The organism is Nitrospinaceae bacterium (assembly GCA_018669005.1).
Lineage (GTDB): Bacteria > UBA8248 > UBA8248 > UBA8248 > UBA8248 > UBA8248.
In genome coordinates, this window is record JABJAL010000072.1 from 110060 (window position 1) to 134338 (window position 24279).

Genomic DNA, 24279 nt, shown 5'->3' on the forward strand with positions numbered 1-24279 from the left:
ACGAGATGCAAATTCGTGCCGAAGAAATTAGTCAGATTATTCAAAAGCAGATCGAAGGCTTCGACTCGTCGGTTGAGTTGGCCGAAACTGGATCAGTGATATCCGTAGGTGATGGTATCGCGCGCATCTATGGCCTTGAGAAGTGCATGGCCGGTGAGTTGATTGAGTTTCCGGGCGGGCTCTTTGGCATGGCGTTGAATCTTGAGACGGACAACGTCGGTGCCGTGCTTCTGGGTGACGATCGAAACATCAAGGAAGGCGACGAGGTTCGCCGTACTGGTCGTATCGTTCAGGTGCCTACTGGTAAGGGGCTTCTGGGCCGGGTGGTAAATCCGCTTGGTCAGCCGATTGATGGCAAGGGCCCAATTGCCTCTGATAGCACTGCCAACATCGATGTCGTCGCACCAGGCGTTATTGAGCGTAAGTCGGTTACCGAGCCGCTTCAAACGGGCATCAAGGCAATCGACGGCATGATTCCGATTGGTCGGGGCCAGCGCGAACTAATCATCGGTGACCGGCAGACCGGAAAGACGGCCATCGCGCTCGACACCATCATCAACCAAAAAGATACCGACGTTTACAGCATCTATGTCTGCATCGGACAGAAACGCTCCACTCTGGCGCAGGTGGTGGCTGCTCTTGAAGAGTACGGTGCGATGGACAAGACCATCGTCGTTGCCGCGACGGCTTCAGACCCGGCCCCGCTTCAGTATATTGCGCCATTCTCGGGCTGTGCGATGGGCGAGTATTTCCGGGACAATGGAATGCACTCTCTTATTGTGTACGATGATCTTTCAAAGCAGGCCGTGGCCTATCGCCAGCTTTCGCTCATGCTCCGCCGCCCGCCAGGGCGCGAGGCGTATCCAGGTGACGTTTTTTATCTCCACTCCAGGCTCTTAGAGCGTGCCTCAAAGCTGAGTGATGCGCTCGGTGGCGGCTCCTTGACGGCTCTTCCAATTATTGAAACCCAAGCCGGTGACGTTGCGGCTTATATTCCGACAAACGTTATTTCGATTACCGACGGCCAGATTTATCTCGAATCAGCCCTTTTCTACTCCGGTATTCGTCCAGCGGTTAACGTTGGTCTTTCGGTGTCCCGAGTGGGTGGTGCTGCACAAACTCGCGGGATGAAAAAAGTCGCTGGTACGCTTCGTCTCGACTTGGCGCAGTATCGTGAGATGGCGGCCTTTGCTCAGTTTGGCTCAGAGCTCGATGCCGCCACACAGGCCCAGCTCAACCGGGGCGCAAGGCTGACAGAATTGCTCAAGCAGTCCCAGTACCAGCCATTTCCTGTGCAGAAACAGATCATGTCGATCTACCTTGGAACCAGCGGTGGGCTCGATAATATTGAAATTGCCGATGTTCAGGCAACGGAGGCGGCTTTCCAGACGTTCATGGAAACGCGCCATCCGCAGATTGGCGTTGACCTCGCCGAGAAAAAAGAATTGACCGACGATATCGTTCAACGCCTCGATGCCGCAATCGAGGAATTTAAAAAGACATTGGTCGCTGCCGAAGCGGCCCCGGCCACCGCTTCGTAATCGCGGACGACGGATAGAGAAAAATGCCTTCTACCAGAGATTATAAAAACCGAATCCGTAGCGTTAAAAACACGCAGCAGATCACGCGCGCGATGAAGCTCGTGGCGGCCTCTAAGGTACGCCGCGCCCAGGAGCGCATCGAGAGTGCGCGGCCTTACAGTGAGAAGATGGAAGAGCTCGTCACCTCCCTTTCGCAACGGGTTGAGGGCGAGCCACATCCGCTCCTTCGCGACACGATGAAATCTGATCGGGCACTGCTTTTGGTGATTTCCTCGGACAAGGGTCTTTGCGGCAGCTACAACACGAACGTTAATCGTCGAGCGCTTCAGTTTTTAAAAGAGCGTGAGAATGAGGGCAAGGAAACTGAGATTGTTGCTGTTGGACGAAAAGCCTGTACTTTTCTCACCATTCGGGGATATTCCTTCAAGGAAGAATTTCAGGAAGTTTACGGAAAAATTAATTTTTCGTTGGCGCAAACTATCTCCGATATTTTGATTAATGCTTTTCTCGAAGAAGAGTTTGATGAAATTCATATACTGACAACCGAATTCGTGTCCGTTCTTACTCAGAACGCGGGTTTAAACCGTCTTCTGCCGCTGGCGCCTGCTGCGCCGGACGGCGTGGATCCCGAGGGTGAGCCTGTTTCTGTGGACTTTATATATGAGCCGTCCATGGAAGGCGTACTGACAAGTATTTTGCCACGATATATTACGGTACAGGTTTTCCGCGCTCTGCTAGATGCTGAGGCGAGCGAGTTCGGGTCGCGGATGACTGCGATGGACAGTGCATCACGAAACGCAGAAGACATGATTGGATCGCTTACTTTACAAATGAACCGGGCCCGGCAAGCTACCATCACCAAGGAGCTGCTTGAGGTCGTAGCCGGAGCGGACGCGCTGACCGGTTAGGGAGTCGAAGATGAACGAAGGTGTAATTACCCAGATTATTGGACCCGTTATCGATGTGGAGTTCGAGGTTGGAAGCCTGCCCGAGCTCAAGAATGCCCTGGTCGTCAAGAAAGAGGCCGAGCAGGTGCAAGAAGGTGAGCGTGGCGAAATTGTCGTAGAGGTGGCGCTTCATTTAGGCGAATCCACCGTCCGCACCGTTGCGATGGAGCCGACCGAAGGTTTGGTTCGAGGTCTCAAGGTTGAGGACACCGGTGCGCCGATATCGGTTCCTGTGGGCAAAGAAGTTTTGGGTCGTATTCTCAACGTCATTGGTGAGCCCGTTGACGGTAAGGGACCTGTGCCGACAGAGCTTCGTAGCCCGATTCACAGGTCGGCCCCGACCCTTGAGGAGCAGAGCACCTCAACTGATATGCTCGAAACGGGTCTTAAGGTTGTTGATCTGCTGGAGCCATATACGAAAGGTGGTAAGACCGGCCTGTTTGGCGGCGCCGGTGTGGGTAAAACCGTGCTTATCATGGAGCTCATCCATAACATCTCAAAAGAGCATTCCGGAACCAGCGTGTTTGCGGGCGTCGGAGAGCGTACCCGCGAGGGCAACGACCTCTATGCTGAGATGGAAGAGTCTGGAGTTTTAGACAGCGTTGGACTGATATACGGTCAGATGACTGAACCTCCCGGAGCGCGTCTTCGCGTGGGCCTGACCGGCCTGACTGTTGCCGAATATTTCCGGGATGTTGAGGGCCAGGATGTGCTCCTCTTCATCGACAATATTTTCCGTTTCACCCAGGCGGGCTCGGAAGTGTCGGCTCTCCTTGGTCGTATGCCCAGTGCTGTTGGATATCAACCCAACCTAGCAACTGAGATGGGCGATCTTCAGGAGCGCATCACCTCGACCAACAAAGGCTCGATTACATCGGTCCAGGCCATCTACGTTCCGGCTGACGATCTTACTGACCCGGCCCCGGCGACGGCTTTCGCGCATCTTGACGCTACGACGGTGCTTTCAAGACAGATTGCGGAACTCGGTATTTATCCTGCTGTTGACCCGCTTGACTCAACCAGCCGGATTCTCGATCCGCGCATTATTGGTGAAAATCACTACGGGGTTGCCCGCGGCGTTCAGCTGGTTCTTCAGCGTTACAAGGAGCTTCAGGACATCATCGCCATTCTCGGTATGGACGAGCTCTCCGAGGAAGACAAAGTGGCTGTTGCCCGCGCCCGAAAAATTCAACGCTTCTTGAGTCAGCCGTTCCACGTTGCCGAGCAATTCACTGGTACCCCGGGCGTTTATGTTTCGCTCGAAGAATCCATTAGCGGTTTTAAAGAGCTAATTGACGGAAACGTGGATCATCTTCCCGAGCAGGCGTTCTATATGGTGGGTAACCTCGATTCCGCCAAGGAGAAGGCCAAGACACTGGGAGTTACTGTCTAGCTATGGCTAACGGCAAGATTGCACTTGAAATAGTTACTCCAGAAAAACGTCTTGTAACCGACGAAGTGGATGAAATTACCGGACCCGGCTTGTGGGGCGAGTTTGGAATTCTTCCACAACATACGCCTTATCTCGTCGAGCTCGACGTAGGTTCTCTTTCGTATCGCAAGGGTAGCGGTCGCTATTTTATTTCGGTGAGTGGTGGCTACGCCGAGGTTGGACCCGATGCAGTGACGGTACTCGCCGAGACGGCTGAACTGGCTGAGGATATCGACGTGGATAGAGCCAAGGCTGCCCGCGAGAGGGCTCAAAATCTCATCTCGGGAAAAGAGGAGACCGAAGATTTCTCCTTTGATCGGGCCGAGACTGCTCTGAAGCGGGCCATAAGCCGGATATCTGTCGCAAACCGTAGCGGCCTAGGCTAAAGACTACGACAAGTAGTTTCCGACCGGAATTCCCAATGTATGCGGAACAGGGTCGAAAAATCCCCGACTAGTATATAATTCATCAAATATTGGTACCTGAGCCGCTATATCAGCCGCTTTTGATGTAAATTTCATGGGAGAAATTCGATGAAACTTAGGCGAATAATTCTGGCTACGATTTTGGTTGCCATGATACCCGTGGTCGCCTTTTCAGCAGGTGACCCCGAGCCAGAAAAGTCGGCTTCTCAGCCCTCGGCCTATGAAATGGGTCGTGCAGCGGTAAAAGCTGGAGACTGGAGCCGGGCAGTTTCCTTGTTCCAAAGTGCAGTAGGGAAAGATGACAAAGATTATAAATCGTTCAACATGCTCGGCTACTCCCTCCGCAATTTGGGTCGCTACAAGGTTGCCATACTGGCTTATAACCGGGCGCTTTCGATAAGACCTGATTACGCACCTGCACTTGAATACCGTGGGATGGCGCATCTGAAGGCGAAAAACACCAAGGCTGCGATGGCCGATTATGAGGTGTTGAAGGGGATAGGTTCTCCTCTGGCCGAAGATCTCAAGGCGGCCATAGACTCAGCGGCAAAAAACTAGCTGGCGGCGGGGCCGTGCGGGGCCTCGATAATTTAAGAAAGCTGTCACACAAGGAGATATGACATGGCCATCACTGGATTTCATAACATCAGCCTCACCGTTTCAGACGCAGGTGAGGCCGCGAAGTGGTATGGAGACAAGCTGGGATTTGAGGTCCAGTCAGACTCTGAGCGTACGCCTGAATTCTCCGAGGCTGTCACGGGTGTTAAAGGGGCTACTCTCCGCGTCGTTCACTTAAACGGCCACGGTCTCCACTTTGAGTTGATGCAATACGTTACTGGTTCTGGCGCACAGGTTGAGACCAGCCCCAACAACATCGGTAGTGCCCAGGTGGGTTTTCTGACCGACAATGGTCCGGCGCTTTATGAGGAATGGAAAGCCAATGGTATTAAAATGTGGTCCCCTGGTCCCGCTGAGGTACCGAATGGTCCTATGAAAGGTGGTTTTATCTTCTTCTGCCAAGACCTGGACGGCAACGTACTCAAATTCATGCAAACACCGAAGTAGTATTTTTTATAAATTTTAAATTATTTAATAACCCCATTCGGTTTTCAATCGGGTGGGGTTTTTTATACCTCGTTAAATTCTGGCCGGTATCTGACGGTGCCGCTGATTCGAGAGAGTGCGTCGAGCCCGAGTTCCTTGACCATAAAGACCTCATCGGGGACTTTGCTTTCCCAAGAGATTCCGTATGGCCGGGCGGGTGAGAAACCAAATCGGGGGTAGTATTCTGAATGGCCGAGTACGACGACGAGCGGATAACCTAACTTTTCACACGCTCTGAGCCCAGCCTCCACCAGTTTAGAGCCTATGCCTTTTCCTTGATGGGCGGGGAGTACCGCCATTGGACCCAAGCCGAGTGCTGTCCAGTGATCAGATTCGGACTCAATCGAGACTTCGCTGAATGCGACATGGCCTACGATCTTGTCCTCTACTTCAGCAACCAGTGAAATTAAAAGCGCCTCCGATGAGCGGAGGGCATCCACTAAATTTGCCTCGTTTTGCTCACCGAAGGCGATTTCCTCTACTTGGCGAATCGAGGGGATGTCTCGGTTTTCTTCTTGTCGGATGGCGATCATAAGTGTTTCCTGAAAAAAGTTGATTTTGCTGCGGGCGCTTTTACTTATATGCGGGCCATAATAAGACGATTGAATTGAGGTGGACAATCGGCAGGGGGGGATTCGATGAAAGGGAAATTTAATGAAATTCTAGTATTCCCTTCAGGTGAGTTTGTGTGGCGCGGCAACAAGATGAGATGCGCACTTGGGAGAAATGGAGTTTCCAGAGATAGAAAAGAGGGAGACGGGACGACTCCTGTGGGAGTATTTCCGATCCGGGAGGTATTCTACCGGGCGGACAGGGTGGGTGAATTTGAATGCGCCCTACCTGCCAGGCCCATTGGGGAGAATGATGGCTGGTGCGACGATCCGGACGATCCGGCATACAATCGCCTGATCGGGCTTCCCCATCCGGCGCGACATGAACGAATGTGGCGAGAGGATAATCTTTACGACATTGTAGTCGTTCTTGGATACAATGATGATCCCCCAGTTCCGGGCAAGGGAAGCGGGATTTTTCTTCACGCGGCGAGTGGGGACTATGCGCCGACCGAGGGGTGTGTCGCTATATCGGAGGCCAATTTAATCACTCTGGTGAGGGAAATTCCACTAGGTGGGACCCTTCGTGTTTTGCCTTCGGATGAGTCTTTTTCGCGATAAACCCGCCTGAAGTGAAATGCCTTGCCGAGGTGAGTGGGGTATAATAAAGCCCACTGGGTACAACTTTTTTATCTTAATTTCGTTCTAGGGGGAGAATATGCATCCGTTCGATTTGAATGTGGAAAAAGAATTCAAGTCTGAAAAGCACGTAGAGAAAATTCTGGGCCAGTTTGCCGAAGGTGACGTAACAGTGGCTTGCTGGGAGCCAGGGCAGATTAGCCCTTATCATGCCCACCTTGAGGCGACGGAAATTTACTTTTGCTATCAAGGCGGAGGCGTGATGACCACGGACGATGGGAAGATCGACATTGTCCCAGGCTCGTTTGTCGTCCATCCGCAGGGAGAATTCCACGAGTACGAAAATGGTCCGGAGCGCACGCTGCTATTTCGGGTGCGCTATGGGGGAATGAAAAACTCTACGCGCAGGCACTGGCGGGGCCACGAAGATTAGCAGCTGTTTTCCAGTTGAGGCTGATTCCGCATGTCACTTCGTGAAGTAAAGGACAAGCTTATCGCCCGCCTGCTGACGCGGTATCCGGCACTTGTGCGCCGATGGGCAGGCGGGCGCGAGTTTGTCTCTAGGGCTGGGGAGGAGAATCCTTGGACCCCGCTTACTAAACCACTAGACGAATGTCGGGTGGCGTTGGTGACGACCGGGGGTTTGCACCTCAAGAGCCAGCTACCTTTCGACATGAAGAACCCGGACGGAGACCCAACTTTCCGTGAGATACCTAGCAGTGTCCCTCGCGGGGAGATAACAATTACCCACAACTACTACGATCACCGGAGCGCGGATAGGGACATTAATGTAGTGTTCCCACTCGATCGCCTTGCCGATCTCGCCGCCGAGGGGCTAATTGCCGGGGTTGTGCCGTTTCATTTGAGTTTTATGGGCCACATCGATGGGCCGCTTATTGAGAAGCTTATCGATGAAGAGGCGCCCGAGGCTGCGAGGCGACTAATGGAGGCAGGGGCGGATTGTGTGCTGCTAACTCCGGCTTGAGGATTCTGTAATCGCTCGGTCGGGCTGATTCAGAAAGTTATTGAGGCGGCGGGGCTTCCTACGGTATCGATTAGCATTGTCAGGGAGATCACAGTTCAGGTGAAACCACCGCGAGCGATGTTTCTTCCCTGGCCGCTTGGCCATCCACTGGGCGAGCCGGAGAACCATGCCCAGCAGCGTTGGGCACTCAGGAGCGCCCTGGGACTGTTGGAGACGCTTAGTACGCCTGGCACACTGATTGAGCCTGCCTATGAATGGGGCGCGAGCCCCCCGGGGGAGCTATAGGCGTTTCTAATAATTCTGGCTTGGGGCGTGAAACAGGTGTGCATGGTCGAATAGTAATTTTAATCAACAATAAAACAATTGGTTACGTATTTTTATCGAATTGATGTTTTGCTGAGTAGTGAAAAGACATATTCTTTGTCTGAGAGTGAATTCAAAGCGTCGAAATTGGTTGTATTCCATATAATAGGTTGTATATCAATTGGTTATATGGCTTAGTAATTTGTTTTGACTGCCGCCGTAGATCGCATGTCAGGGATTATTCATCTCGACATACTCCACTACATATGCTCCAATTAATGCCGTTCGGTCGGGAGAGAGGCCGAGAATATTGAGGGTTTTTCTTTGAGTAATATTTCCGCGAAGACAGTTGTTTCATCTGATCCAATCACCCGGCTAGCCCAGGAAATAGAAGAATTTGCCGGCGAGGGTCTAAACGATAGGAAGTTTATCCAGGCCGCCGAACCGGCTTTGCGAAGGCTTTTGGACGAGAAGGACTTTTTGCCCGATGAGGCGAAACGAACCTCAGACAAAAGCTATGCACGCCATCTTCTGCATGTTGACCCAAAGAACCGGTTTTGCATCGCGGCTATGGTCTGGGCGCCTGGTCAGGGAACGCCTATCCATGATCATGACGGCTCCTGGGGCATGATAGGTATGGTCCGAGGCAAACTTGAAGTGGTGAATTTTTTTGCTGACGAGGCTGAAATAACCACAGGTGAAATGGACCTAAGAAGCGAGGCACCCCATGTGTCCAGTGCCGGGTCCGAGGAGTGCGTCTGTGGTTGTGCCGATATTCACAGGGTAAATAATCGTTTTGATGAAAAGGCTATATCTGTACATATATACGCCCGTGAACTGGAAAAATGCCACGTATTTGAGCCGCTTGCTGGTGCCAAAAATAGATTCATAGCCAGCGAAAAAAAGCTGGCCTACACGAGCGATTCTTCTTCTTAGGAATTCAATTCTAAAAATACAAATTCAAATTTATCCTGCCGAATCTCGGTAGGTATTTTTAATTATTCGAAACGAATGGATTTTTTTATTAGTAATTTAAAAAGCTGGAGAATTTAATGGGCGCTAAAGGAAGCTGGCGAAGTGGATTCGAAGAAGTGTCCAACTACAGGATGTACTACCGCGAATGGCGGCCGATGACTGGTGGTGAGGGTCTTCCCGTTATTGCATTGCACGGTTCTTTGTCTCAGGGCGGGATGTGGTTTTCAACGGCTGAACGGGTGGGGGCGGTCAGAATGATCTGTCCGGATCAGCGTGGATATGGCAAAAGCGCAGATCCCGGCAGAGGAGACGCGGCGGCGGATTTCGCCCAGGATGCGATTCGATTGGCGGATGGACTTTTGGTCGACAGGTTTGTTGTGATGGGCCACTCTTTTGCAAGCTCCATTGCGCTTAAGGTTGCGGAGATGGCAGCAGGCCGCGTAGGAGGGGTCGTGTTAGTCGATCCGACAGTTCGATCAGCCAAGGGAAACAGGGGTAATCTTGAAGTGGCTCGCCAGCGTCCGAATCGTTTTAAAAATTACAGTGAAGTTAAAAAGTTCTGGAAAAAAACAGAAGAGGGTCAGTGGCCAGCTAAAAACTTAGATCGCTTCCTTCGGGATATTATGATTTCTGCTCCCGGAAAGGCGATGTGTGAAATGCCATTTGTAAATGAGAGATTAGTCCGACTCCGCGAATTTCAGGCCTCTGCATCGGGTGATTATTTTCCCGACAAGATTGCCCAGAAAATAAAATCATCGGTTCTGATATTCAGAGGTGGGAAAAGCCGTCGTTTCTCCGGAGAGGGCCAAAAGATTCTAGCTGGCGCTTTTCCGAAGAAACCAAAAGTAGTTCTTTGTTCCAAGGCAGGGCATTTTCCGCCGGCTCAGGAACCTTCTGCATTTGACTTGCCCTTTAAAAATTTTGTGTTGGGATTGAAGTAAAAAGAAATACTCTGCCTGCCGGTAATTGATGCTGGCTGATGGGTATAAAAGAAGATCTAGCTGGAGGGAAGTTGGTGGCAGGGATTCAGGAGGTTGAACATCCGCTGGAGCTTGAAAGTGATTCCGGTGGTGGGGAAAAGTCTGGAATAAAACTTAAGGCCCATATGCTGGGCCAGCTCTCCGCGACAGCTATATGCGGTAACGACATTACGTCTTCGTGTCTGTACGTATCGGCACTGGCCATAATCTATGCAGGTAAATGGGCCCCTGTTTCGCTACTAATGGTAGCAGGGGTTCTGTACCTTTATCGGTCAATTTATGCTGAGGTTGTAGGGGCGCTTCCCTTGAACGGAGGGGCTTATAACGCCCTGCTGAATACGACAAGTAAATCCCGAGCCTCAATTGCAGCGTGTCTTACAATTCTTTCTTATATGGCAACAGCTGTGATTTCGGCGAGCGAGGCAATGCATTACGCCCACTCTCTTTGGAGTGGACTTCCTATCATTCCGGCCACTGCGGCGCTTCTTGCGGTATTCATGGTGCTGACAATTGTCGGTATCTCAGAGTCGGCAATTGTTGCTGTGGTTATATTCATCACCCATCTCGTAGCTTTGACTCTGTTGTTGGTTTTGGGTGTGAGTTTTGTTTTGATGAATGGTCTGACCATACTTATGGAGAACCTCCAGTCGTCTCCTCCGGGAGGCCTTGGAACTGCTCTTGTTTTCGGATTTGCGGCCGCCATGCTTGGAGTTTCAGGATTTGAGAGCTCTGCCAATTTCGTCGAGGAGCAGGCCGAAGGCGTATTTCCTAAAACCTTGCGGAATATGTGGATCGCCGTCACGATCTTTAATCCCCTCATGGCGCTATTGGCGCTTGCGCTCCTGCCTATCGCCCAGGTTGGCCAACATCAAGAAGCGCTACTCTCGTATATGGGGAATATTTCTGCCGGGCCGTGGCTCTCTTGGGTAATTAGTATCGACGCAGCGCTGGTGTTAAGTGGTGCCGTACTAACCAGCTTTGTTGGCGTGAATGGCTTGATATTAAGAATGACCCTTGATCGTTGTCTGCCCCAGATGCTTTTGAAGACAAATCGGCGGGGCACGTTCCATCGAATAATTATTGCTTTTTTCCTTCTGGCCGTGTCTGTTCTCATCATCACGGGTGGTGAATTAAAAGCCCTGGCTGGTGTGTATACTCTTTCATTCCTCTCGGTTATGGCTCTGTTCGGATTAGGAAATATTTTACTCAAAGTAAAGCGTACGCGCCTGCCAAGACCTTCTCGTGCGGGCTGGGTGACGGTGATTATTGGTATCGTTGCTGTCCTGGTTGCATTGGTCAGTAATGCGGTAATGAATCCACCTTATCTGCGTGTATTTCTCAATTACTTTGTCCCCTCGATGTTGTTTATCATGATCATGCTGTCCCGCATTACGCTTTTAAAGGGATGTTTGTTTGTGGTCCGGGTTATCAGCGCCTCGCTATACAATCTGATGGGCGGAGTGACTGATTCGATTCGCCATAAAATAGAGGAAATCAATTCGCAACAAGTGGTGTTTTTCACCCGAGGCGACAACGTTGCAAATCTCAACAATGCCATTCTTTACGTCTGGGATAATGAACACACAAACCGGATAAAGATTGTCACTGTGGTGAATGACAAAAAAGAAGTTCCTGAAAAGCTCAAGAGCGATTTGAAGTTTCTCTCGGAAACGTATCCACATATTGATATTGATTTTGTAATAGTTGAAGGAGCTTTCAGCCCGGCCCTGATCCAGGAATTGTCTGAAAAATGGAATATTCCGGGCAACCTCATGTTCATAGGATCGCCTGGGGGAAAGCTTGTTTACAGTCAAGCTGAACTGGGCGGAGTTCGTTTGGTGATTTAGTTTTAGTCTTGAAAATTTCTGTTTTTTGATCAGCATTTAAAATGAGAGATAAAAATTGCCAAAGGTATACGGTAGTTCAACTGAGGCGGTGGAAGATATCCAGAGTGGGGCGACAATTCTTGTCGGTGGATTTGGAATTTGTGGCATGGCGGCTAGTCTATGTCGGGCGCTGAGCGAGCGGGTTGGCGTAGGGCAATTTCACTTTGTGGGTAATGCTGGTGGGATGGATGGCTGGGGTGCCGGACTTCTGTTTGAGGCGAAGAAGATAAAAAGTGTCATTGCCACAAGGGTAGGATCGGCATGTAAGGCTTACGAAGATCAGGCGCTCAACAATGAAATAGAACTTGAGCTGATCCCTCAGGGAACATTTGCAGAGCGTATTCGCGCCGGAGGTGCCGGTATAGGAGGATTCTTCACCCCAACGGGCGCGGGTACGGTCGTCGCCGAAGGTAAGGAATCACGGATTATCGATGGGCGCGAGCACATTTTCGAGAAGCCCATCAGGGGAGATTTTGCCATTATTCGTGCCTGGAAGGCGGATGAGGCAGGAAATTTAATTTATCGGAAGAGCGCGGGAAACTTTAATCCCGTTATGGCGTCGGCAGCAGATGTCACTATTGTTGAAGTCGAGCAAATTGTTCCCGTTGGTGAACTTGATCCCGAAGCAATTCACACGCCAGGCATTTTTGTGCAACGTTTAGTTGTTGCTGAAGAAAAAGATAAACCGATTGAAATAAAAACTAATAGGCCCCGAACTGGGAAATAGTTGGAGATACCATGCCTCTTAGCAGAGATGAAATAGCGCGGCGAGCGGCGCAGGAAGTCCCCCGAGGGGGATTTGTTAATCTAGGACTGGGCATTCCGACCCTCGTTAGTAACTTTATACCCGAGGAATACGGAGTCACCATTCACTCGGAAAATGGTATTTTAGGTGTCGGGCCATTTCCTTACGAGGGCGATGAGGACCCAGACCTTGTCAATGCAAGCAAGGAGACGGTGACGGTAATGCCAGGTGCCTCCTTCTTTGACAGCGCCACATCTTTTTCAATGGTTCGGGGTGGCCATATTGACGTGACAATCCTAGGAGCTATGCAGGTGGCCGCTAATGGAGATTTGGCCAATTGGGCGATTCCCGGAAAAATGATATCCGGCATGGGTGGCGCCATGGATCTCGTCGTCGGGGCTAAAAAAGTTATCATCACTATGGCCCATTGCTCTCGAACTGGCGAACCTAAAATTTTGAATGAATGCTCTTTTCCTTTGACTGGAAAAGGAGTGGTGGACATTATCGTTACCGAGCTGGCTCTGATTTCCATCGAGGACAATGAGTTGGTGCTTCGTGAATTAGCGCCAGGTGTTAGTGAAGAAGAAGTTCGTGAAAAAACCGAAGCGCCTCTTACCGCTGGCTCAGATTTGAAGGAAATGTTCACGGCGGCATGAGTAGAAATAATTCTAATGTCCATTCCAGATTTTTGATGTTGTTGGAGCTATGAAAATACAGTGATTGATCTGGAGAAATTTACACAAGAATATTGGGGATTGCTTCGCCGTCATGCCTACCGCCTTACGGGCAGTATCCTTGACGCAGAGGATATTTCTCAAGAAACCATGCTCCGGGTAGTGGAGATGGGGCCTTCGCTAGAAAATATCGACGATCACAACGAGTGGCTTCATACGGCTGCCACGGAAGCAGCGTTTGAACTTCTTAAGAGCCACAAACCTGTTTCGCTCGAAGAGTTCGACCTTCCGGACCTAATTCAGACAAATGGTGCGTGTACCGATCCGAATTTCCGATCGCTTGAGGGCGAGGACTATTGGCCTGAAGTGCCGCTCCACTTTCTTTTTCCGCTTCAATACATGGAACCCGAACAACGGTCTGTGGTTGTTCTCAGGGACGGGTTTGAAGACGGGGACCGAATGGCAGCAGAGGCGCTTCATGTCACCATCCCGGAAGTTTTTGAAATCGCCGAGGAAGCAGAAAAAATACGATCTTCAGTTCGCAAGAGGTGGGGCTCGACGGTGCCTTTCGTTTCGCTAGATAATAATGAAAAATCGGAAAAAGTGTTTAAACGATTTCTCGAGATTTTCCAGATGAAAGACAAAGTTTTGCTTCAACAAGTTATGTGGAAAAATACTGAAATGATTCTAGGCCCTGAGCGAACGACCGGGGAGGATTTTGTAGCGACGGAGCTTGCTTCTTTTGCAAAAGGAATGGGCGACAAGATTAGGTTTAGCCCTGTTTGGTTGAATGGATATCGGGGTGTTCTAATTGAAGATTGGCAAGAGCTTCGCTCAGAATGGCTTAGGGTGGCACTTGGCCTTATTTTGTGTAGTGATCGTGAAGTAAGAGCTCTTAAATGGTTTCTAGACGGCCATATCCTTAGAAAGATCGAGACCGATGATACCGAATCTTCCCTGTCGGGCTAAACCGCCCTTTATGTTTTAGAGAACTCTTCTTTTCTTAACGCGTTCCTCGCAAGGAACGATGTCTTTGTTTCCCAACCAAAAATCCCATGCACTGTGATGGCCGATATCCACGCCCTCTTCCTGGGCTTTCTTTTGAAGAGCGCTTTGGAGATCGTCAAGCAAAGTGCAGTCCATTAAATCCAGATTTTCGCTCAAATGTCGATGAAGCGTTCTGTAGACAAGTTTCATGTCCTTGATCGAGGCATCGATCTGGACAGTGTTTCCAATTGAAGTGAAAGACATAGCCATTCCTTCCAGTTAAATAGAATTTTTATTCTGAAAAAAAACGAACAGATTGAGGCAGGTGAATTCTATCTTAAAGTTGTGCGAGTAAAAACATATTTTTAAATCTGATTTCCAGAAAAGGAAGGGCCGAGGGCCCAAATGCTACAGGGGGAAGGGCCCTCGGCTTGGGGGGGGACTTAATTTCCTTTAATTCAGGCAGACCTTTTTGAGGTCCGCCAGATTATCTAGTACATAACCCGTTCCGCGAACTATGGCGGTTAGTGGGTCTTTGGCCCTAAAAATAGGTAAATCCGTTTCAGCGTGTAATCGAGCACCAAGGCCTTTGAGGAGCGAGCCACCTCCGGCCAGAACAATGCCCCTGCGACGGATGTCAGAAGCGAGCTCTGGGCTCGATTTGTAAAGTGCGTTTCGAATCGACTCAACGATAGCCTTGACAGGGTTATTCAGTGCCTCTCGGATCATGGCATCTGTTAGTTGAATTGTTCTGGGCATTCCAGTTGATGCGTCAATGCCCGTGACTTCGCCTTCAATTGGCTCTGAAAGGGGGGAAGCTGAACCGATTTCTATCTTGATGCGTTCGGCCTCGAATGAGCCTATTGAAATACCGTGTTGGCGGCGGATGTAGCGCTGAATGCAATTGTCCATCTCATCTCCGGCAACGCGGAGAGACTCTGAGTATGCGATGGTGAACTGGGATATCATCGCGACCTCGGTGGTTCCGCCACCGATGTCAATAATCATTGACCCTGAAATTTCCTGTATTGGTAATTTGCTTCCGATTGCCGCAGCCATTGGTTCTTCGATCAGATGTACCTTTCCTGCGCCACATTGAATTGAAGAGTCAATAACGGCTTTCATTTCAACGCTTGTAATTCCAGAAGGGACACAGACCATCATGGTGGGGCGGCTGATACGTTTTTTAGGTACGACCGAAGAGATGAAGTGGCGAATCATAGTTTTTGTAACGTCGAAATCAGCGATAACCCCATCTTTCATGGGGCGTATGGTCTGTATGCTCTCGGGGGTTCTCCCGTACATTTCTTTTGCTCGTTTTCCTACGGCAAGGACGGCTCCACCGTTTCGTGTGTTGAGAGCAACAACAGAGGGTTCGTCTAGAACGATTCCGTTGTCCTTGGTGTAAATTAGTGTATTTGCTGTTCCGAGATCCATAGCGATTTTTGCACCGAAGAATGATCTGAAATTATTAAACGAAAGCATTGTTCGAAACTCCCCCCTTCAGGCATACCTGGTTAATGCCCAGGGACTGCGCAGATTGCAGTGCCCTGGAGGAGGCCATAAATAGGCCGTCCGAATCCCGCGCGTCTTCCGGGAAACAAGCTGCCCCGACACATGCGGTAAGAGAAATTTCACTATTTTTGATTTCCAAAGGATTTTCGTTAATTGTTAGGATGATATGATTGGCCACAGCTTCGGCATGTTCTGTCGATGTCCCTTGAAGAAGAAGGAAGAAATTAGCGCCTTCATGACGAACAAGTATGTCGCCGTCTCGTGAGAAGGGTTCAAGGAGTTCGAATAAATGTCTAGTTAACTTTTCATTTCCCGGGACGCCGAATTCATTTTGAATGGTATGTACGTCGTCGAGCCTGATTTCTAGTAGCGCGACTTGCCTTCCCTTTCGGTTGGCTTCTTGGAGTATTTTATCAAGACGGGAGCGAATGTAGGTAATATTTCGTCCGCTGGTGAGGGTGTCGAACTCTGCTCGTTGTTGCCATTTAATTTCATAGCGCAGTCGAGATAATGCATCGGCCACCGGGGTCGCAATAACTTCGGCGCGCTTCAAGGTAAAAGTATCGAACTGATTTCGTTGATGGTTTGTGAATCCTAGTACGCCTACTGTCTTACCGTCTATCTTTAAAGGAACTGCGGCTACTGACCGAGCTCCAAAATCTGGCTCGCCTTCATGAAAAAGAGGGCGTCTTTTAATATCGGGGAGGCGGAGGGATTCTTCTTTTCCAATTACATAGCCTGCTACGCTCGAACGATCATTGATAAAAACATCATCCATAAAGAGTTCACCGAACCCAGAGGTTCGAACAAGACGCGAAACGCCTGCTTCCTCATCTTTTAAAACGAGGAAGCAGGCGGTAAAGGGGACCAATTCGCGAGGTACTAGGCAAATGGCGTTCAGCAATTGATCTTCGCTATCGCAGGATTTCAGCGAAGAGAGGTAGCTGCCGAACGAGCCGATGTTGATGCTCTGGCGCTCAACTTGTGCTGCATTGAGAGCGCCGTCCACCAAGTATGCGAATTGCTGGGCGAACCCTGCTAGAATTTTTTGAGATTTGCTGTTGAATGACCATTGTTTTTTTCCGTCAACGGCCAGTGCTCCTTTTGTCATTGTGGTAGGGAGCGGTGCCGCCATGAAGGATTTGATGTCTTCATCACGACTGTAGTAGCCGAGGACGACTGTATCTTTGTTAAATTGATCGATGCTAAGAGGGGCGTTGTTTTCTAGCACCCAACCCATGAAGCCTTGTCCGGTTTTTATGGATGCATTTGAAATAATGTGGGGGCTTAGGCTGTGGACGGCGGTTAGCTGGAATGTTTTTCGGCGCTTGTTTTCGAGAAACAGGCAGGCCGAATAGGCTTCCATGACGTTGCTAACCAGAGTTACCAGGGAAAAAAGATCCCTTTCAAGATTTGTCATCAACAACCCTGCCACGGGGCGAAGCTGGGAACACCTTGAATATTACATAGAAGGAAGGATTAACTCAAGTAAAATTTCAGGTAATGATTGTAAGTTATTGATGCAAAAAGGTTTGCCAAATTAAAAAAATATTATCGACCAATATTTTGTTCATGTATGTTATGTATAAATAAAGATAAGTAGTTGATAAATAAAGGTATATAAGATTTATTTTGTGTTGGTGGTAAATTTCAAGATATGGGGTATGAAAATTTCAAGGAATCTATATATAGCGCCTTACCCATAAATTTTTTCTTTGAGGGTGGACTCCTTTAATAGGTCATTATTCTTGCTTTAGCTTTGAGTTTTTGGGTCCCTGGAAGTCAAAGAAAGTAGGAGTTATTCAGGATGAAACGTTAAAGGCTCTGGCCAGAACTTATCCAGGCTTGCCAATCTCGAAACGCAGCACGTGTGGTGTCGAAGGCGAGTTCCTCAAAAAGGATTTCATCGGGACCTACAAAATGGATGTCCGTGCTTTCATCGAGTGCGCGGGGTACTCCGCCGATTACTTCCCCTGTATAAACGATAAGAATTGTCGGGTTGTCCTGAAAAGAGTAGACGCCCAACAGTTTCCCCGCTCTTACGTCTACTCCCGCCTCTTCTTTCGCCTCGCGGATAGCAGCTTCGCTGACTATTTCACCGCGGTTTACAAAGCCACCGGGAAAAGTCCAGAGTCCCTTACCGGGGTTGTAAGCTCTTTGAAGGATAATGGCTTTTCCGTCGATTGTTGGTATTACGCCGGCCGCCACTTTGGGATCAAGGAAATGAACGTGGTTGCACTTAGAACTTGAGCAGCAAAGCTGCATAGTGCCATCGCCTTTGCTCCAGATACGGTAATCAAGGTTTGAGCCGCAGGAGACACAAAAATGAATGTTTCCGCCAAGGTGTGGATGCGCTGGATGAGAAGGGGGATGCTCGATCATTGGAGATTACTTTCGGCGCCGGGCTGGCAAAAAGGATTAGTCGCTTTCTCGTGTCCTATAGTCGTTTCGGGGCCGTGGCCCGGATAAACGACTGTGTCGGGTGGAAGTGTCAAAAGTTGGGTATGGATGGCGCTGAGTAGTGTTTTAACGCTTCCCATATAAAGATCGGTACGACCGATAGAGCCGGCGAACAAGGAGTCTCCAACAATTACATGTCCTCCCTCTCCGGTCCCGGGCCAGTAAAGGGAAATGTTGCCGGGGGCGTGGCCATCAGTAAGTCTTATTTCAAAACTAATATCCCCGACCTCCAAGAATTCGCCGGGAATGAGAAAGTCATCGATGTCAGGCACGTCGGGGACTGGAAACCCGTACCCTTTTGCGACGTCCGGCATGCTCTGGAGATTAAATAATTCGGCTTCATGGAGAAGGAAGGGGATGTCTAGTTTTTGCTTAGCCTCAGCAACGCCTTCGGCGTGATCAATATGCGCATGCGTGCCGATTAGTCTAGAAAGCCGAAGGTTTTTCTCTTTCGCGAAGGCGATGACGCGGTCAACCTCTGCTCCGGGATCAATATAGATCCCCTCGCCCGTTTTTTCGCAGCCCACAATATAGCTGTTCATTTGAAATGAGCCGACGGGGATGCGTTCTATGATCACGCTTGTACTCCGAGGGCGAAAGAAAAAACTGGAAAGATGTAATTAGGACGCTGGAGGGTAAAGAACAATATCAATACGGCGGTTTTGTTTTTTCCCCGCCTTGGTCGAGTTATCTGCAATGGGGCGGAATTCGCCGAGGCCGGCAGCCGATATTGTTTTAGGGTCAATATTTCCGATCTCAACCAAAAATCGGAGGACCCGAGTTGCGCGGGCTGTAGACAATTCCCAATTGGACTCCCATCTTTCAATCAGCCTTTCGCTAATAGGGTCGTTGTCGGTGTGGCCCTGGACTTGAATTTCTCGATTCGTGTAGCGAAGTAGTATTCGGGAAATTTTTCTTAAATGTTTTTTTCCGATCCGCCGAATCGCAGCCCTACCTGAAGAAAAGAGCGTTGAGCTTTCGAGGCCGATGACGACCCGATCGTTGCTGCGACTAATTGTAATGGAGCCAGATTTAATTTCAGGCGAAAGTTGAGCGGTTAGGTCTCTTTTGACTTGTTCTTGAAGACGTAATTTGTCTTCGAAGCGGTCAATTTTTTTCTTAAGCGATACGTTAGCTTCCTCAAGTGCGCGAAAATTCTTTTCGGCTTCCTCGACGGAAGATTTAAGCATGGAAGAATTTTTCTCGGAAATTTTATTTTCAAGATCCTGAGAAGAGACACGTGCGCGCAGATCAGCCAATTTTGTTTCAAGCTGTTGCCCATAGCGGCGGGCCATGCTGAGAGATTGGGTCAGCTCCTCGCCCTCAAGACGTCGATCTGTATTTTTTTTCTCAAGATCGTCAATAGTTCTTCGGAGAGAAGTGATGCGGGAGCGGGCGCTTTCAATTTCCTTTCTAAGTCCAGCCGCCTCGGAGACTTTCGCTTCGAACTCATCTATTCCGACACATCCGTTAAGAAAAAGGACACTTGCCACTGTGGCAATAATTATTGGTAGGTTGGTAAAAACTTTGTTCATGCTGAGCCCCCGGAGAGGAATCGCTCTATATCTGAAACGTCTTCCTGGCTGCCGATAAAGAAAGGCACGCGTTGATGGAGGTCGTCGGGGAGGATGTCAAGAATGCGGTGTTGCCCATTGCTGGCTGCGCCTCCTGCCTGCTCGACGATGAAAGACATTGGGTTGCATTCATACAAAAGTCGAAGCTTGCCGTTTGGATTCTTCTTGTCGTCGGGATAAAGAAAAATGCCGCCTTTGAGCAGGTTGCGGTGAAAGTCGGCCACGAGAGAGCCGATATATCTCGCCGTGTAGGGACGCCCCGTCGACTTATCGTCTTCTTTGAGGTGATTGATATAGTGTTTAACCGGGTCGTGCCATTTAGAGGCGTTTCCTTCGTTGATGCTGTAAATCTTCCCTCTCGATGGTATCTGGATATTAGGGTGGGATAGAAAAAATTCACCGACTGATGGATTGAGAGTGAATCCATTGACGCCGTTTCCTGTTGTGTATACGAGCATGGTCGATGAACCGTAAATGATATAGCCAGCGCAAACTTGCCCTGAGCCAGGCTGCAGAAAATCTGACATCTGCGCCTCGGGGCCCGTGGTTTTTCTTTTGAGAATTGAGAAAATGGAACCGATGCTTACGTTCACGTCAATGTTGGAAGAGCCATCAAGTGGGTCGTAAACGACGACATACTCACCATCATCAAGATAATCACCAGATACGATGTAGGGATCGTCCATCTCCTCGCTTGCGAGTGCGGCAACTGAGCCGTGGTGGTCAAGGGCCCGGCGAAGAACCTCGTCGGCATAATCGTCGAGTTTTTGGACTTCCTCTCCTTGAACATTCGTATGGCCTGCGAGGCCCAGAATATCCACGAGCCCTGCTTTGTTGACTTCAGCATTGATGATTTTGGCGGCAAGAGAAATTTGACTGATAAGGGTAGTGAAAACGCCGCGCGCTTCGGGAAATTTTCTTTCCTCTTCTTTTACGTGGCGCTCTAGTGTGATGCCTTTTTCGATTTCGGCCTCGGCGGTCACCGCCTGTGAATTCATTTTTTCGTCCTTCTCCCGGGAGAGGTATGTGTGTGTACGTTGATTGACACCCTTAAGCGACAGCGACCTCTTTTTCCATTTCTGCTGTGTAGGAGCCGGAGCGGGCAGCGCCATTGCATTTTGCGCGATGGAATAAAACCTTCTGGGCAAGAGGCATATTAGCCGGGTCGCCGCCCCAGGCTTTGAGGGCTGGTGCTTGAAGTGCTCGACCGTAAGAGAAGCTCAGCTCCCACGGATGGGGGCCAATTGCATTCATGGCGTTGAGGTGGGCAGTGGCGACCTCATCGGACTGTCCACCTGAGAGGAAGGCCATCCCCGGAACGGTTTCTGGTACGCAAGCCTTCAGGCAGCGAACAGTTTGCTCGGCAACTTCCTGAATTCCTGCCTGTGTCGGGCAATTATTCCCAGAAAGAATCATGTTCGGTTTAAGAACCATTCCTTCGAGCGAGACGCGCTGATCATTCAGTTCCTCGAAAACACGTTTGAAGGTAGCCTCCGACGCTTCGTAGCAACGCTCAATCGTATGGTCGCCGTCCATAAGCACCTCAGGCTCGACGATGGGAACCAGGTTCGCTTCCTGCGAGAGGGCTGCGAAACGTGCCAATGCGTGGGCGTTGGTGTCGATGGCGTACTTTGTAGGAAGGCCGTTACCGATATTGATGACCGAGCGCCATTTGGTGAAGCGAGCACCCAGTTCATAATATTCGGCGAGGCGATCACGAAGACCATCGAGACCCTCGGTAACCGTTTCTCCTGGTGCGCCTGCGAGGGGTTTTGCGCCTTTGTCAACCTTGATGCCCGGAACGATGCCAAGGCTGGTAAGAAGTTCCGCGAACGGTATTCCGTCCTTTGTTTTTTGACGAATAGTTTCATCGAAAAGTATGACGCCGCTGATATGCTCTTCAATGTTTTTGGCAGTGAAAAGCATCTCCCTGTATGAGCGCCGGTTTTCTTCGGTAGAAGGAACGTTGATCAAATCGAATCGCTTTTTGATGGTGCCATCGCTTTCGTCGGCGGCGAGAATTCCCTTGCCTGCAGCCACCATCTTCTTTGCGTTGGTTTCGATCTCATTAGCGCACATCGCTTTACTCCCCTGCTTAAATTAATAAAAAGTATTCGGGCTTGGAAGCTCAAAATTCTAAATAACGTAGCCTCCGATAGAGGAGAAATATTAGCAAATCTTTCTCAGGATAGAAACTTTTGAAAGTGTAGAATGTGCCCAAATGTATGGTGATTCCCCCTTTTCAGTGTAATCTTCCAAGTGCTCCGGGCAGGGGGACCATATATCGCCAATATGGTCTATATTCTAGGGAAATGACACCTATATATTGGTTACTCAGACGAAACGGGCGGGTATGATTAAAGGTTTGTCGATTCCGCCTTCCTGGCGAATGCCTGCTTTTTATTTTCTCCACTTTTTCGGGGTTGGCGTCACCCTGCCTTTCTTGAACGTTTATTACTATTCAGTGGGTATCACCGCAGTGCAGTTGGGGTATCTGAACGCCGCTGCCCGATTTTCGACTTCTCTGGCGCCCCCGCTGGTGGGTGTTCTTGCCGACAGGCTGGGGCGAGGCCGTGAGATAATGCTCTTTTGCGTGGCCTTAGGTAGTTTTCTCGCCCTTGGACTTTGGTGGAGTCAGGGATTTTGGGCGCTATTGTTCCTCGTCACCCTTTATTCTGCGAGCCGGGGTGCAGTTGGTCCAATTGCCGAGAACACTTCACTTAGGCAGGTCGAAAAAAGTGGAGGCCAGTACGGTCGGCTCAGATGGTGGGGTTCGCTGGGTTTTATCGTCGCTGCCATGGGTGTTGGCCGTATTATTGAGGCGTACTCAATCGGTTGGATGTTTCCGGTTCTTTTTGGAAGTGGAATGATTCTCTTGCTCGTAGTGAGGACATTTCCCCAAAAGTTGGAAAGTGGAACTTCTCATTTCAGGCGAGATTTGAAGGGACTTCTTAAATCCAAGCCCCTGCTCCATTTTTTCGGAAGTGCCATTCTTGCGGCGATAAGCGCAGGCCCTTTTGGCCTTTATTTCAGCATATATCTTCGAGAACTTGGCATGTCGGCGATGCTTATTGGCCTAGCTTGGACGATAGGTGTTGTTAGCGAAATATTTTTCCTCTGGTATGCGCATGATATTCAGAAACGAATTGGCCTAAAAGCCATGATCGCCGCGGGAATTTTCGCCTTGGCCCTGAGGTGGGAGTTCACGACCTGGACTACTAATATTGTGGCCCTGCTTGCGATTCAGATGCTCCACGGAGTTACGTTTGGTATCTATCATGTCGGGGCTGTGCAGTTTGTGGACAAGATGAGCGGGGATGCTATCAAGAATACGGGGCAGGCTCTTTATACCGCTGCGACGTTTGGCGTTGGCTCAACTTTCGGTGCTTTGTTGGCGGGCTGGCTTCTTCCTCAATTTGGATTTGTTACTTTAATGCACTGGGGAGCGGCGCTGGCAACAATTTCCGGGGTCTGGTTTGTTTTGTTAACGAAGATTCCGTCCGAGGATACAGAGGTGAGTCCGGATACGCGGTAGACAACTCTGTTTTATGGCAGTTTTAGCTGGACGGCTACACCGCCTTCGGGGCCCGAGGTGGATGAAACGTGTTTAACGCCTTCAGCTTCGGCGCTTTGGGGCACACTCGTTGAGGGCTCTCCCTCGTCGAGCCATACTTCTAATAGTTCGCCGGAACCCATTTCCTCGATGGCGAGTTTTGTACGTACCCAGGTCATCGGACAAATCTCGCCCAAAAGGTTCAAAGTTTTATCAGGTTTCAAAGTAGGTCTTCGCTCCCTTGAATTGATGAAAGGCATGACTCGTGGCTGATCCTGCCATTTTTTTAACTGGAACGGGAACCGGTGTGGGAAAAACGGTGGTCGGGTGCGCCCTGGTGTCTTTGTGGGCCTCTATTGGCCGTATGCCCCGGGTGCTCAAGCCAGCCGAGTCGGGCTGTGAAAAAATTGATGGCTCCCTTTATCCACTGGATGCGGTGGCCCTGAAACAGGCGGCCGGGGATGAGCGTCCGATTGATGAAATATGCCCGTACCGCTATGCACTTCCGATGGCGCCCGCCCATGCTGCCGAGGAGGAAGGGAGCACACCGGACATCGCCCAAATCGAAGAAATCGTTTCAGGTTTGAAAAAGCAACCCGGACCACTTCTTGTGGAGGGAGCGGGGGGGCTTCTTGTTCCGCTGGCCAGAGGCGTGTTGATGAGCGATCTGGCGAGGCGATGTGACTTGAAGCTTTTAATTGTTGCGCCTTTGGGGCTCGGAACGCTGAACGACACGCAGCTTACTGTGAGGGCGGCCCGAGCCGAGGGGCTCTCTATCGCGGGTGTTGTTCTGAACGATCTGACTGGAGAGGATTCGCCTGCCGCGAGACGGAATCCTTGTGCGATTGAAGAGCTTACAGGCGTCCGGTTGCTGGGGGTGTTTCCACGCTTGCCCGAAATTGAGTCAGAGATTAGAGAAGGTGTTGGTGTAGGATCCCGGGCGGCAAAGCGCCTCCGGGAAGCTGTGGGTAAGATAGATTTCTCGTCGCTGGGGTGAGTTTAT

The 24279-nt window shown here is 50.0% G+C and carries 28 protein-coding genes; 18 read left to right on the forward strand and 10 right to left on the reverse strand.

Annotated features, from left to right (window positions below; genetic code table 11):
* Window positions 1–5: 5 nt before the first annotated feature.
* The 6 genes from HOJ95_10130 to HOJ95_10155 all read left to right on the forward strand — a co-directional run bounded on the left by HOJ95_10130 (window position 6) and on the right by HOJ95_10155 (window position 5410).
* Window positions 6–1541 carry a F0F1 ATP synthase subunit alpha gene (locus HOJ95_10130; GenBank protein ID MBT6395052.1) on the forward strand — a complete coding sequence of 512 codons (1536 nt, stop codon included), beginning with the start codon at window positions 6–8 and terminating at the stop codon, window positions 1539–1541.
* 23 nt (window positions 1542–1564) lie between these two features.
* Entirely contained in the window at window positions 1565–2449 is an 885-nt protein-coding gene (atpG, locus tag HOJ95_10135; protein MBT6395053.1) for an ATP synthase F1 subunit gamma, read from the forward strand.
* A 10-nt stretch (window positions 2450–2459) separates the two neighbouring features.
* Entirely contained in the window at window positions 2460–3881 is a 1422-nt protein-coding gene (gene atpD, locus HOJ95_10140) for a F0F1 ATP synthase subunit beta (GenBank protein MBT6395054.1), read from the forward strand.
* Window positions 3882–3883: 2 nt separating this feature from the next.
* Window positions 3884–4306: a F0F1 ATP synthase subunit epsilon gene (locus HOJ95_10145; protein ID MBT6395055.1), complete on the forward strand. Its 423-nt coding sequence runs from the start codon at window positions 3884–3886 to the stop codon at window positions 4304–4306.
* A gap of 147 nt (window positions 4307–4453) precedes the next feature.
* The gene (locus HOJ95_10150) at window positions 4454–4903 is read left to right on the forward strand and encodes a tetratricopeptide repeat protein (GenBank protein ID MBT6395056.1); all 450 of its coding nucleotides are present in this window, start codon (window positions 4454–4456) and stop codon (window positions 4901–4903) included.
* Between the two features lie 63 nt (window positions 4904–4966).
* Window positions 4967–5410 (forward strand): VOC family protein, encoded by a 444-nt coding sequence (locus HOJ95_10155; protein ID MBT6395057.1) that lies wholly within the window; start codon window positions 4967–4969, stop codon window positions 5408–5410.
* Between the two features lie 62 nt (window positions 5411–5472).
* Here the strand turns inward: HOJ95_10155 and HOJ95_10160 are convergent, their stop codons facing one another.
* Window positions 5473–5982: an N-acetyltransferase gene (locus HOJ95_10160; protein MBT6395058.1), complete on the reverse strand. Its 510-nt coding sequence runs from the start codon at window positions 5980–5982 to the stop codon at window positions 5473–5475.
* A 105-nt stretch (window positions 5983–6087) separates the two neighbouring features.
* On the opposite strand from HOJ95_10160, the gene HOJ95_10165 reads away from it, so the two are divergent.
* The 10 genes from HOJ95_10165 to HOJ95_10210 all read left to right on the forward strand — a co-directional run bounded on the left by HOJ95_10165 (window position 6088) and on the right by HOJ95_10210 (window position 14156).
* Window positions 6088–6621 (forward strand): L,D-transpeptidase family protein, encoded by a 534-nt coding sequence (locus tag HOJ95_10165; GenBank protein MBT6395059.1) that lies wholly within the window; start codon window positions 6088–6090, stop codon window positions 6619–6621.
* A 97-nt stretch (window positions 6622–6718) separates the two neighbouring features.
* Entirely contained in the window at window positions 6719–7072 is a 354-nt protein-coding gene (locus HOJ95_10170) for a cupin domain-containing protein (protein ID MBT6395060.1), read from the forward strand.
* Between the two features lie 30 nt (window positions 7073–7102).
* Window positions 7103–7624 carry a hypothetical protein gene (locus HOJ95_10175; protein MBT6395061.1) on the forward strand — a complete coding sequence of 174 codons (522 nt, stop codon included), beginning with the start codon at window positions 7103–7105 and terminating at the stop codon, window positions 7622–7624.
* A gap of 99 nt (window positions 7625–7723) precedes the next feature.
* The gene (locus HOJ95_10180) at window positions 7724–7909 is read left to right on the forward strand and encodes a hypothetical protein (GenBank protein ID MBT6395062.1); all 186 of its coding nucleotides are present in this window, start codon (window positions 7724–7726) and stop codon (window positions 7907–7909) included.
* 342 nt (window positions 7910–8251) lie between these two features.
* A complete protein-coding gene (locus HOJ95_10185; GenBank protein ID MBT6395063.1) occupies window positions 8252–8863 on the forward strand; it encodes a cysteine dioxygenase family protein in 612 nt (203 codons plus the stop codon).
* A 116-nt stretch (window positions 8864–8979) separates the two neighbouring features.
* Window positions 8980–9843: an alpha/beta hydrolase gene (locus HOJ95_10190; protein MBT6395064.1), complete on the forward strand. Its 864-nt coding sequence runs from the start codon at window positions 8980–8982 to the stop codon at window positions 9841–9843.
* A gap of 164 nt (window positions 9844–10007) precedes the next feature.
* On the forward strand, window positions 10008–11729 hold the full coding sequence (locus tag HOJ95_10195) for an APC family permease (protein ID MBT6395065.1): 1722 nt from the start codon (window positions 10008–10010) through the stop codon (window positions 11727–11729).
* Between the two features lie 55 nt (window positions 11730–11784).
* The gene (locus HOJ95_10200) at window positions 11785–12495 is read left to right on the forward strand and encodes a CoA transferase subunit A (GenBank protein ID MBT6395066.1); all 711 of its coding nucleotides are present in this window, start codon (window positions 11785–11787) and stop codon (window positions 12493–12495) included.
* Window positions 12496–12506: 11 nt separating this feature from the next.
* A complete protein-coding gene (locus HOJ95_10205; protein MBT6395067.1) occupies window positions 12507–13169 on the forward strand; it encodes a CoA transferase subunit B in 663 nt (220 codons plus the stop codon).
* A 60-nt stretch (window positions 13170–13229) separates the two neighbouring features.
* A complete protein-coding gene (locus HOJ95_10210; GenBank protein MBT6395068.1) occupies window positions 13230–14156 on the forward strand; it encodes a hypothetical protein in 927 nt (308 codons plus the stop codon).
* Window positions 14157–14171: 15 nt separating this feature from the next.
* On the opposite strand, the gene HOJ95_10215 is transcribed toward HOJ95_10210, so the two are convergent.
* The 8 genes from HOJ95_10215 to HOJ95_10250 form a co-directional block, all read right to left on the reverse strand.
* Window positions 14172–14438: a hypothetical protein gene (locus tag HOJ95_10215; GenBank protein MBT6395069.1), complete on the reverse strand. Its 267-nt coding sequence runs from the start codon at window positions 14436–14438 to the stop codon at window positions 14172–14174.
* A 189-nt stretch (window positions 14439–14627) separates the two neighbouring features.
* Window positions 14628–15659 (reverse strand): rod shape-determining protein, encoded by a 1032-nt coding sequence (locus HOJ95_10220; GenBank protein MBT6395070.1) that lies wholly within the window; start codon window positions 15657–15659, stop codon window positions 14628–14630.
* Window positions 15646–17109, reverse strand: a complete 1464-nt coding sequence (locus tag HOJ95_10225) for a GAF domain-containing protein (GenBank protein ID MBT6395071.1) — start codon at window positions 17107–17109, stop codon at window positions 15646–15648. Before HOJ95_10225 ends, HOJ95_10220 begins: the two co-directional genes overlap by 14 nt.
* A gap of 395 nt (window positions 17110–17504) precedes the next feature.
* Window positions 17505–18071 carry an NUDIX domain-containing protein gene (locus HOJ95_10230; GenBank protein ID MBT6395072.1) on the reverse strand — a complete coding sequence of 189 codons (567 nt, stop codon included), beginning with the start codon at window positions 18069–18071 and terminating at the stop codon, window positions 17505–17507.
* Complete coding sequence (locus HOJ95_10235; protein ID MBT6395073.1) at window positions 18068–18727, reverse strand: MBL fold metallo-hydrolase; 660 nt, start codon at window positions 18725–18727, stop codon at window positions 18068–18070. The genes HOJ95_10230 and HOJ95_10235 overlap by 4 nt, the downstream gene beginning before the upstream one ends.
* A gap of 42 nt (window positions 18728–18769) precedes the next feature.
* Complete coding sequence (locus HOJ95_10240; protein MBT6395074.1) at window positions 18770–19684, reverse strand: OmpA family protein; 915 nt, start codon at window positions 19682–19684, stop codon at window positions 18770–18772.
* Window positions 19681–20835, reverse strand: a complete 1155-nt coding sequence (gene fbp / locus HOJ95_10245; protein ID MBT6395075.1) for a class 1 fructose-bisphosphatase — start codon at window positions 20833–20835, stop codon at window positions 19681–19683. Before fbp ends, HOJ95_10240 begins: the two co-directional genes overlap by 4 nt.
* Window positions 20774–21802 carry a fructose-bisphosphate aldolase class I gene (locus tag HOJ95_10250; GenBank protein MBT6395076.1) on the reverse strand — a complete coding sequence of 343 codons (1029 nt, stop codon included), beginning with the start codon at window positions 21800–21802 and terminating at the stop codon, window positions 20774–20776. The genes fbp and HOJ95_10250 overlap by 62 nt, the downstream gene beginning before the upstream one ends.
* 274 nt (window positions 21803–22076) lie before the next feature.
* Here HOJ95_10250 and HOJ95_10255 point away from each other — a divergent pair, with 274 nt between their 5' ends.
* Window positions 22077–23258: an MFS transporter gene (locus tag HOJ95_10255; protein ID MBT6395077.1), complete on the forward strand. Its 1182-nt coding sequence runs from the start codon at window positions 22077–22079 to the stop codon at window positions 23256–23258.
* Window positions 23259–23269: 11 nt separating this feature from the next.
* Here the strand turns inward: HOJ95_10255 and HOJ95_10260 are convergent, their stop codons facing one another.
* Window positions 23270–23536 carry a sulfurtransferase TusA family protein gene (locus HOJ95_10260; protein MBT6395078.1) on the reverse strand — a complete coding sequence of 89 codons (267 nt, stop codon included), beginning with the start codon at window positions 23534–23536 and terminating at the stop codon, window positions 23270–23272.
* Between the two features lie 5 nt (window positions 23537–23541).
* On the opposite strand from HOJ95_10260, the gene bioD reads away from it, so the two are divergent.
* Window positions 23542–24273: a dethiobiotin synthase gene (gene bioD / locus HOJ95_10265; protein ID MBT6395079.1), complete on the forward strand. Its 732-nt coding sequence runs from the start codon at window positions 23542–23544 to the stop codon at window positions 24271–24273.
* The last annotated feature ends 6 nt before the right edge of the window (window positions 24274–24279 follow it).

Coding starts and splice junctions, on each gene's coding strand:
- HOJ95_10130 (MBT6395052.1), top strand. CDS start 6: ATGCAAATTCGTGCCGAAGAAATTAGTCAGATTATTCAAAAGCAGATC.
- atpG (MBT6395053.1), top strand. CDS start 1,565: ATGCCTTCTACCAGAGATTATAAAAACCGAATCCGTAGCGTTAAAAAC.
- atpD (MBT6395054.1), top strand. CDS start 2,460: ATGAACGAAGGTGTAATTACCCAGATTATTGGACCCGTTATCGATGTG.
- HOJ95_10145 (MBT6395055.1), top strand. CDS start 3,884: ATGGCTAACGGCAAGATTGCACTTGAAATAGTTACTCCAGAAAAACGT.
- HOJ95_10150 (MBT6395056.1), top strand. CDS start 4,454: ATGAAACTTAGGCGAATAATTCTGGCTACGATTTTGGTTGCCATGATA.
- HOJ95_10155 (MBT6395057.1), top strand. CDS start 4,967: ATGGCCATCACTGGATTTCATAACATCAGCCTCACCGTTTCAGACGCA.
- HOJ95_10160 (MBT6395058.1), bottom strand. CDS start 5,982: ATGATCGCCATCCGACAAGAAGAAAACCGAGACATCCCCTCGATTCGC.
- HOJ95_10165 (MBT6395059.1), top strand. CDS start 6,088: ATGAAAGGGAAATTTAATGAAATTCTAGTATTCCCTTCAGGTGAGTTT.
- HOJ95_10170 (MBT6395060.1), top strand. CDS start 6,719: ATGCATCCGTTCGATTTGAATGTGGAAAAAGAATTCAAGTCTGAAAAG.
- HOJ95_10175 (MBT6395061.1), top strand. CDS start 7,103: ATGTCACTTCGTGAAGTAAAGGACAAGCTTATCGCCCGCCTGCTGACG.
- HOJ95_10190 (MBT6395064.1), top strand. CDS start 8,980: ATGGGCGCTAAAGGAAGCTGGCGAAGTGGATTCGAAGAAGTGTCCAAC.
- HOJ95_10195 (MBT6395065.1), top strand. CDS start 10,008: ATGCTGGGCCAGCTCTCCGCGACAGCTATATGCGGTAACGACATTACG.
- HOJ95_10205 (MBT6395067.1), top strand. CDS start 12,507: ATGCCTCTTAGCAGAGATGAAATAGCGCGGCGAGCGGCGCAGGAAGTC.
- HOJ95_10215 (MBT6395069.1), bottom strand. CDS start 14,438: ATGTCTTTCACTTCAATTGGAAACACTGTCCAGATCGATGCCTCGATC.
- HOJ95_10220 (MBT6395070.1), bottom strand. CDS start 15,659: ATGCTTTCGTTTAATAATTTCAGATCATTCTTCGGTGCAAAAATCGCT.
- HOJ95_10225 (MBT6395071.1), bottom strand. CDS start 17,109: ATGACAAATCTTGAAAGGGATCTTTTTTCCCTGGTAACTCTGGTTAGC.
- HOJ95_10230 (MBT6395072.1), bottom strand. CDS start 18,071: ATGATCGAGCATCCCCCTTCTCATCCAGCGCATCCACACCTTGGCGGA.
- HOJ95_10240 (MBT6395074.1), bottom strand. CDS start 19,684: ATGAACAAAGTTTTTACCAACCTACCAATAATTATTGCCACAGTGGCA.
- fbp (MBT6395075.1), bottom strand. CDS start 20,835: ATGGCGCTGCCCGCTCCGGCTCCTACACAGCAGAAATGGAAAAAGAGG.
- HOJ95_10250 (MBT6395076.1), bottom strand. CDS start 21,802: ATGTGCGCTAATGAGATCGAAACCAACGCAAAGAAGATGGTGGCTGCA.
- HOJ95_10255 (MBT6395077.1), top strand. CDS start 22,077: ATGATTAAAGGTTTGTCGATTCCGCCTTCCTGGCGAATGCCTGCTTTT.
- HOJ95_10260 (MBT6395078.1), bottom strand. CDS start 23,536: ATGCCTTTCATCAATTCAAGGGAGCGAAGACCTACTTTGAAACCTGAT.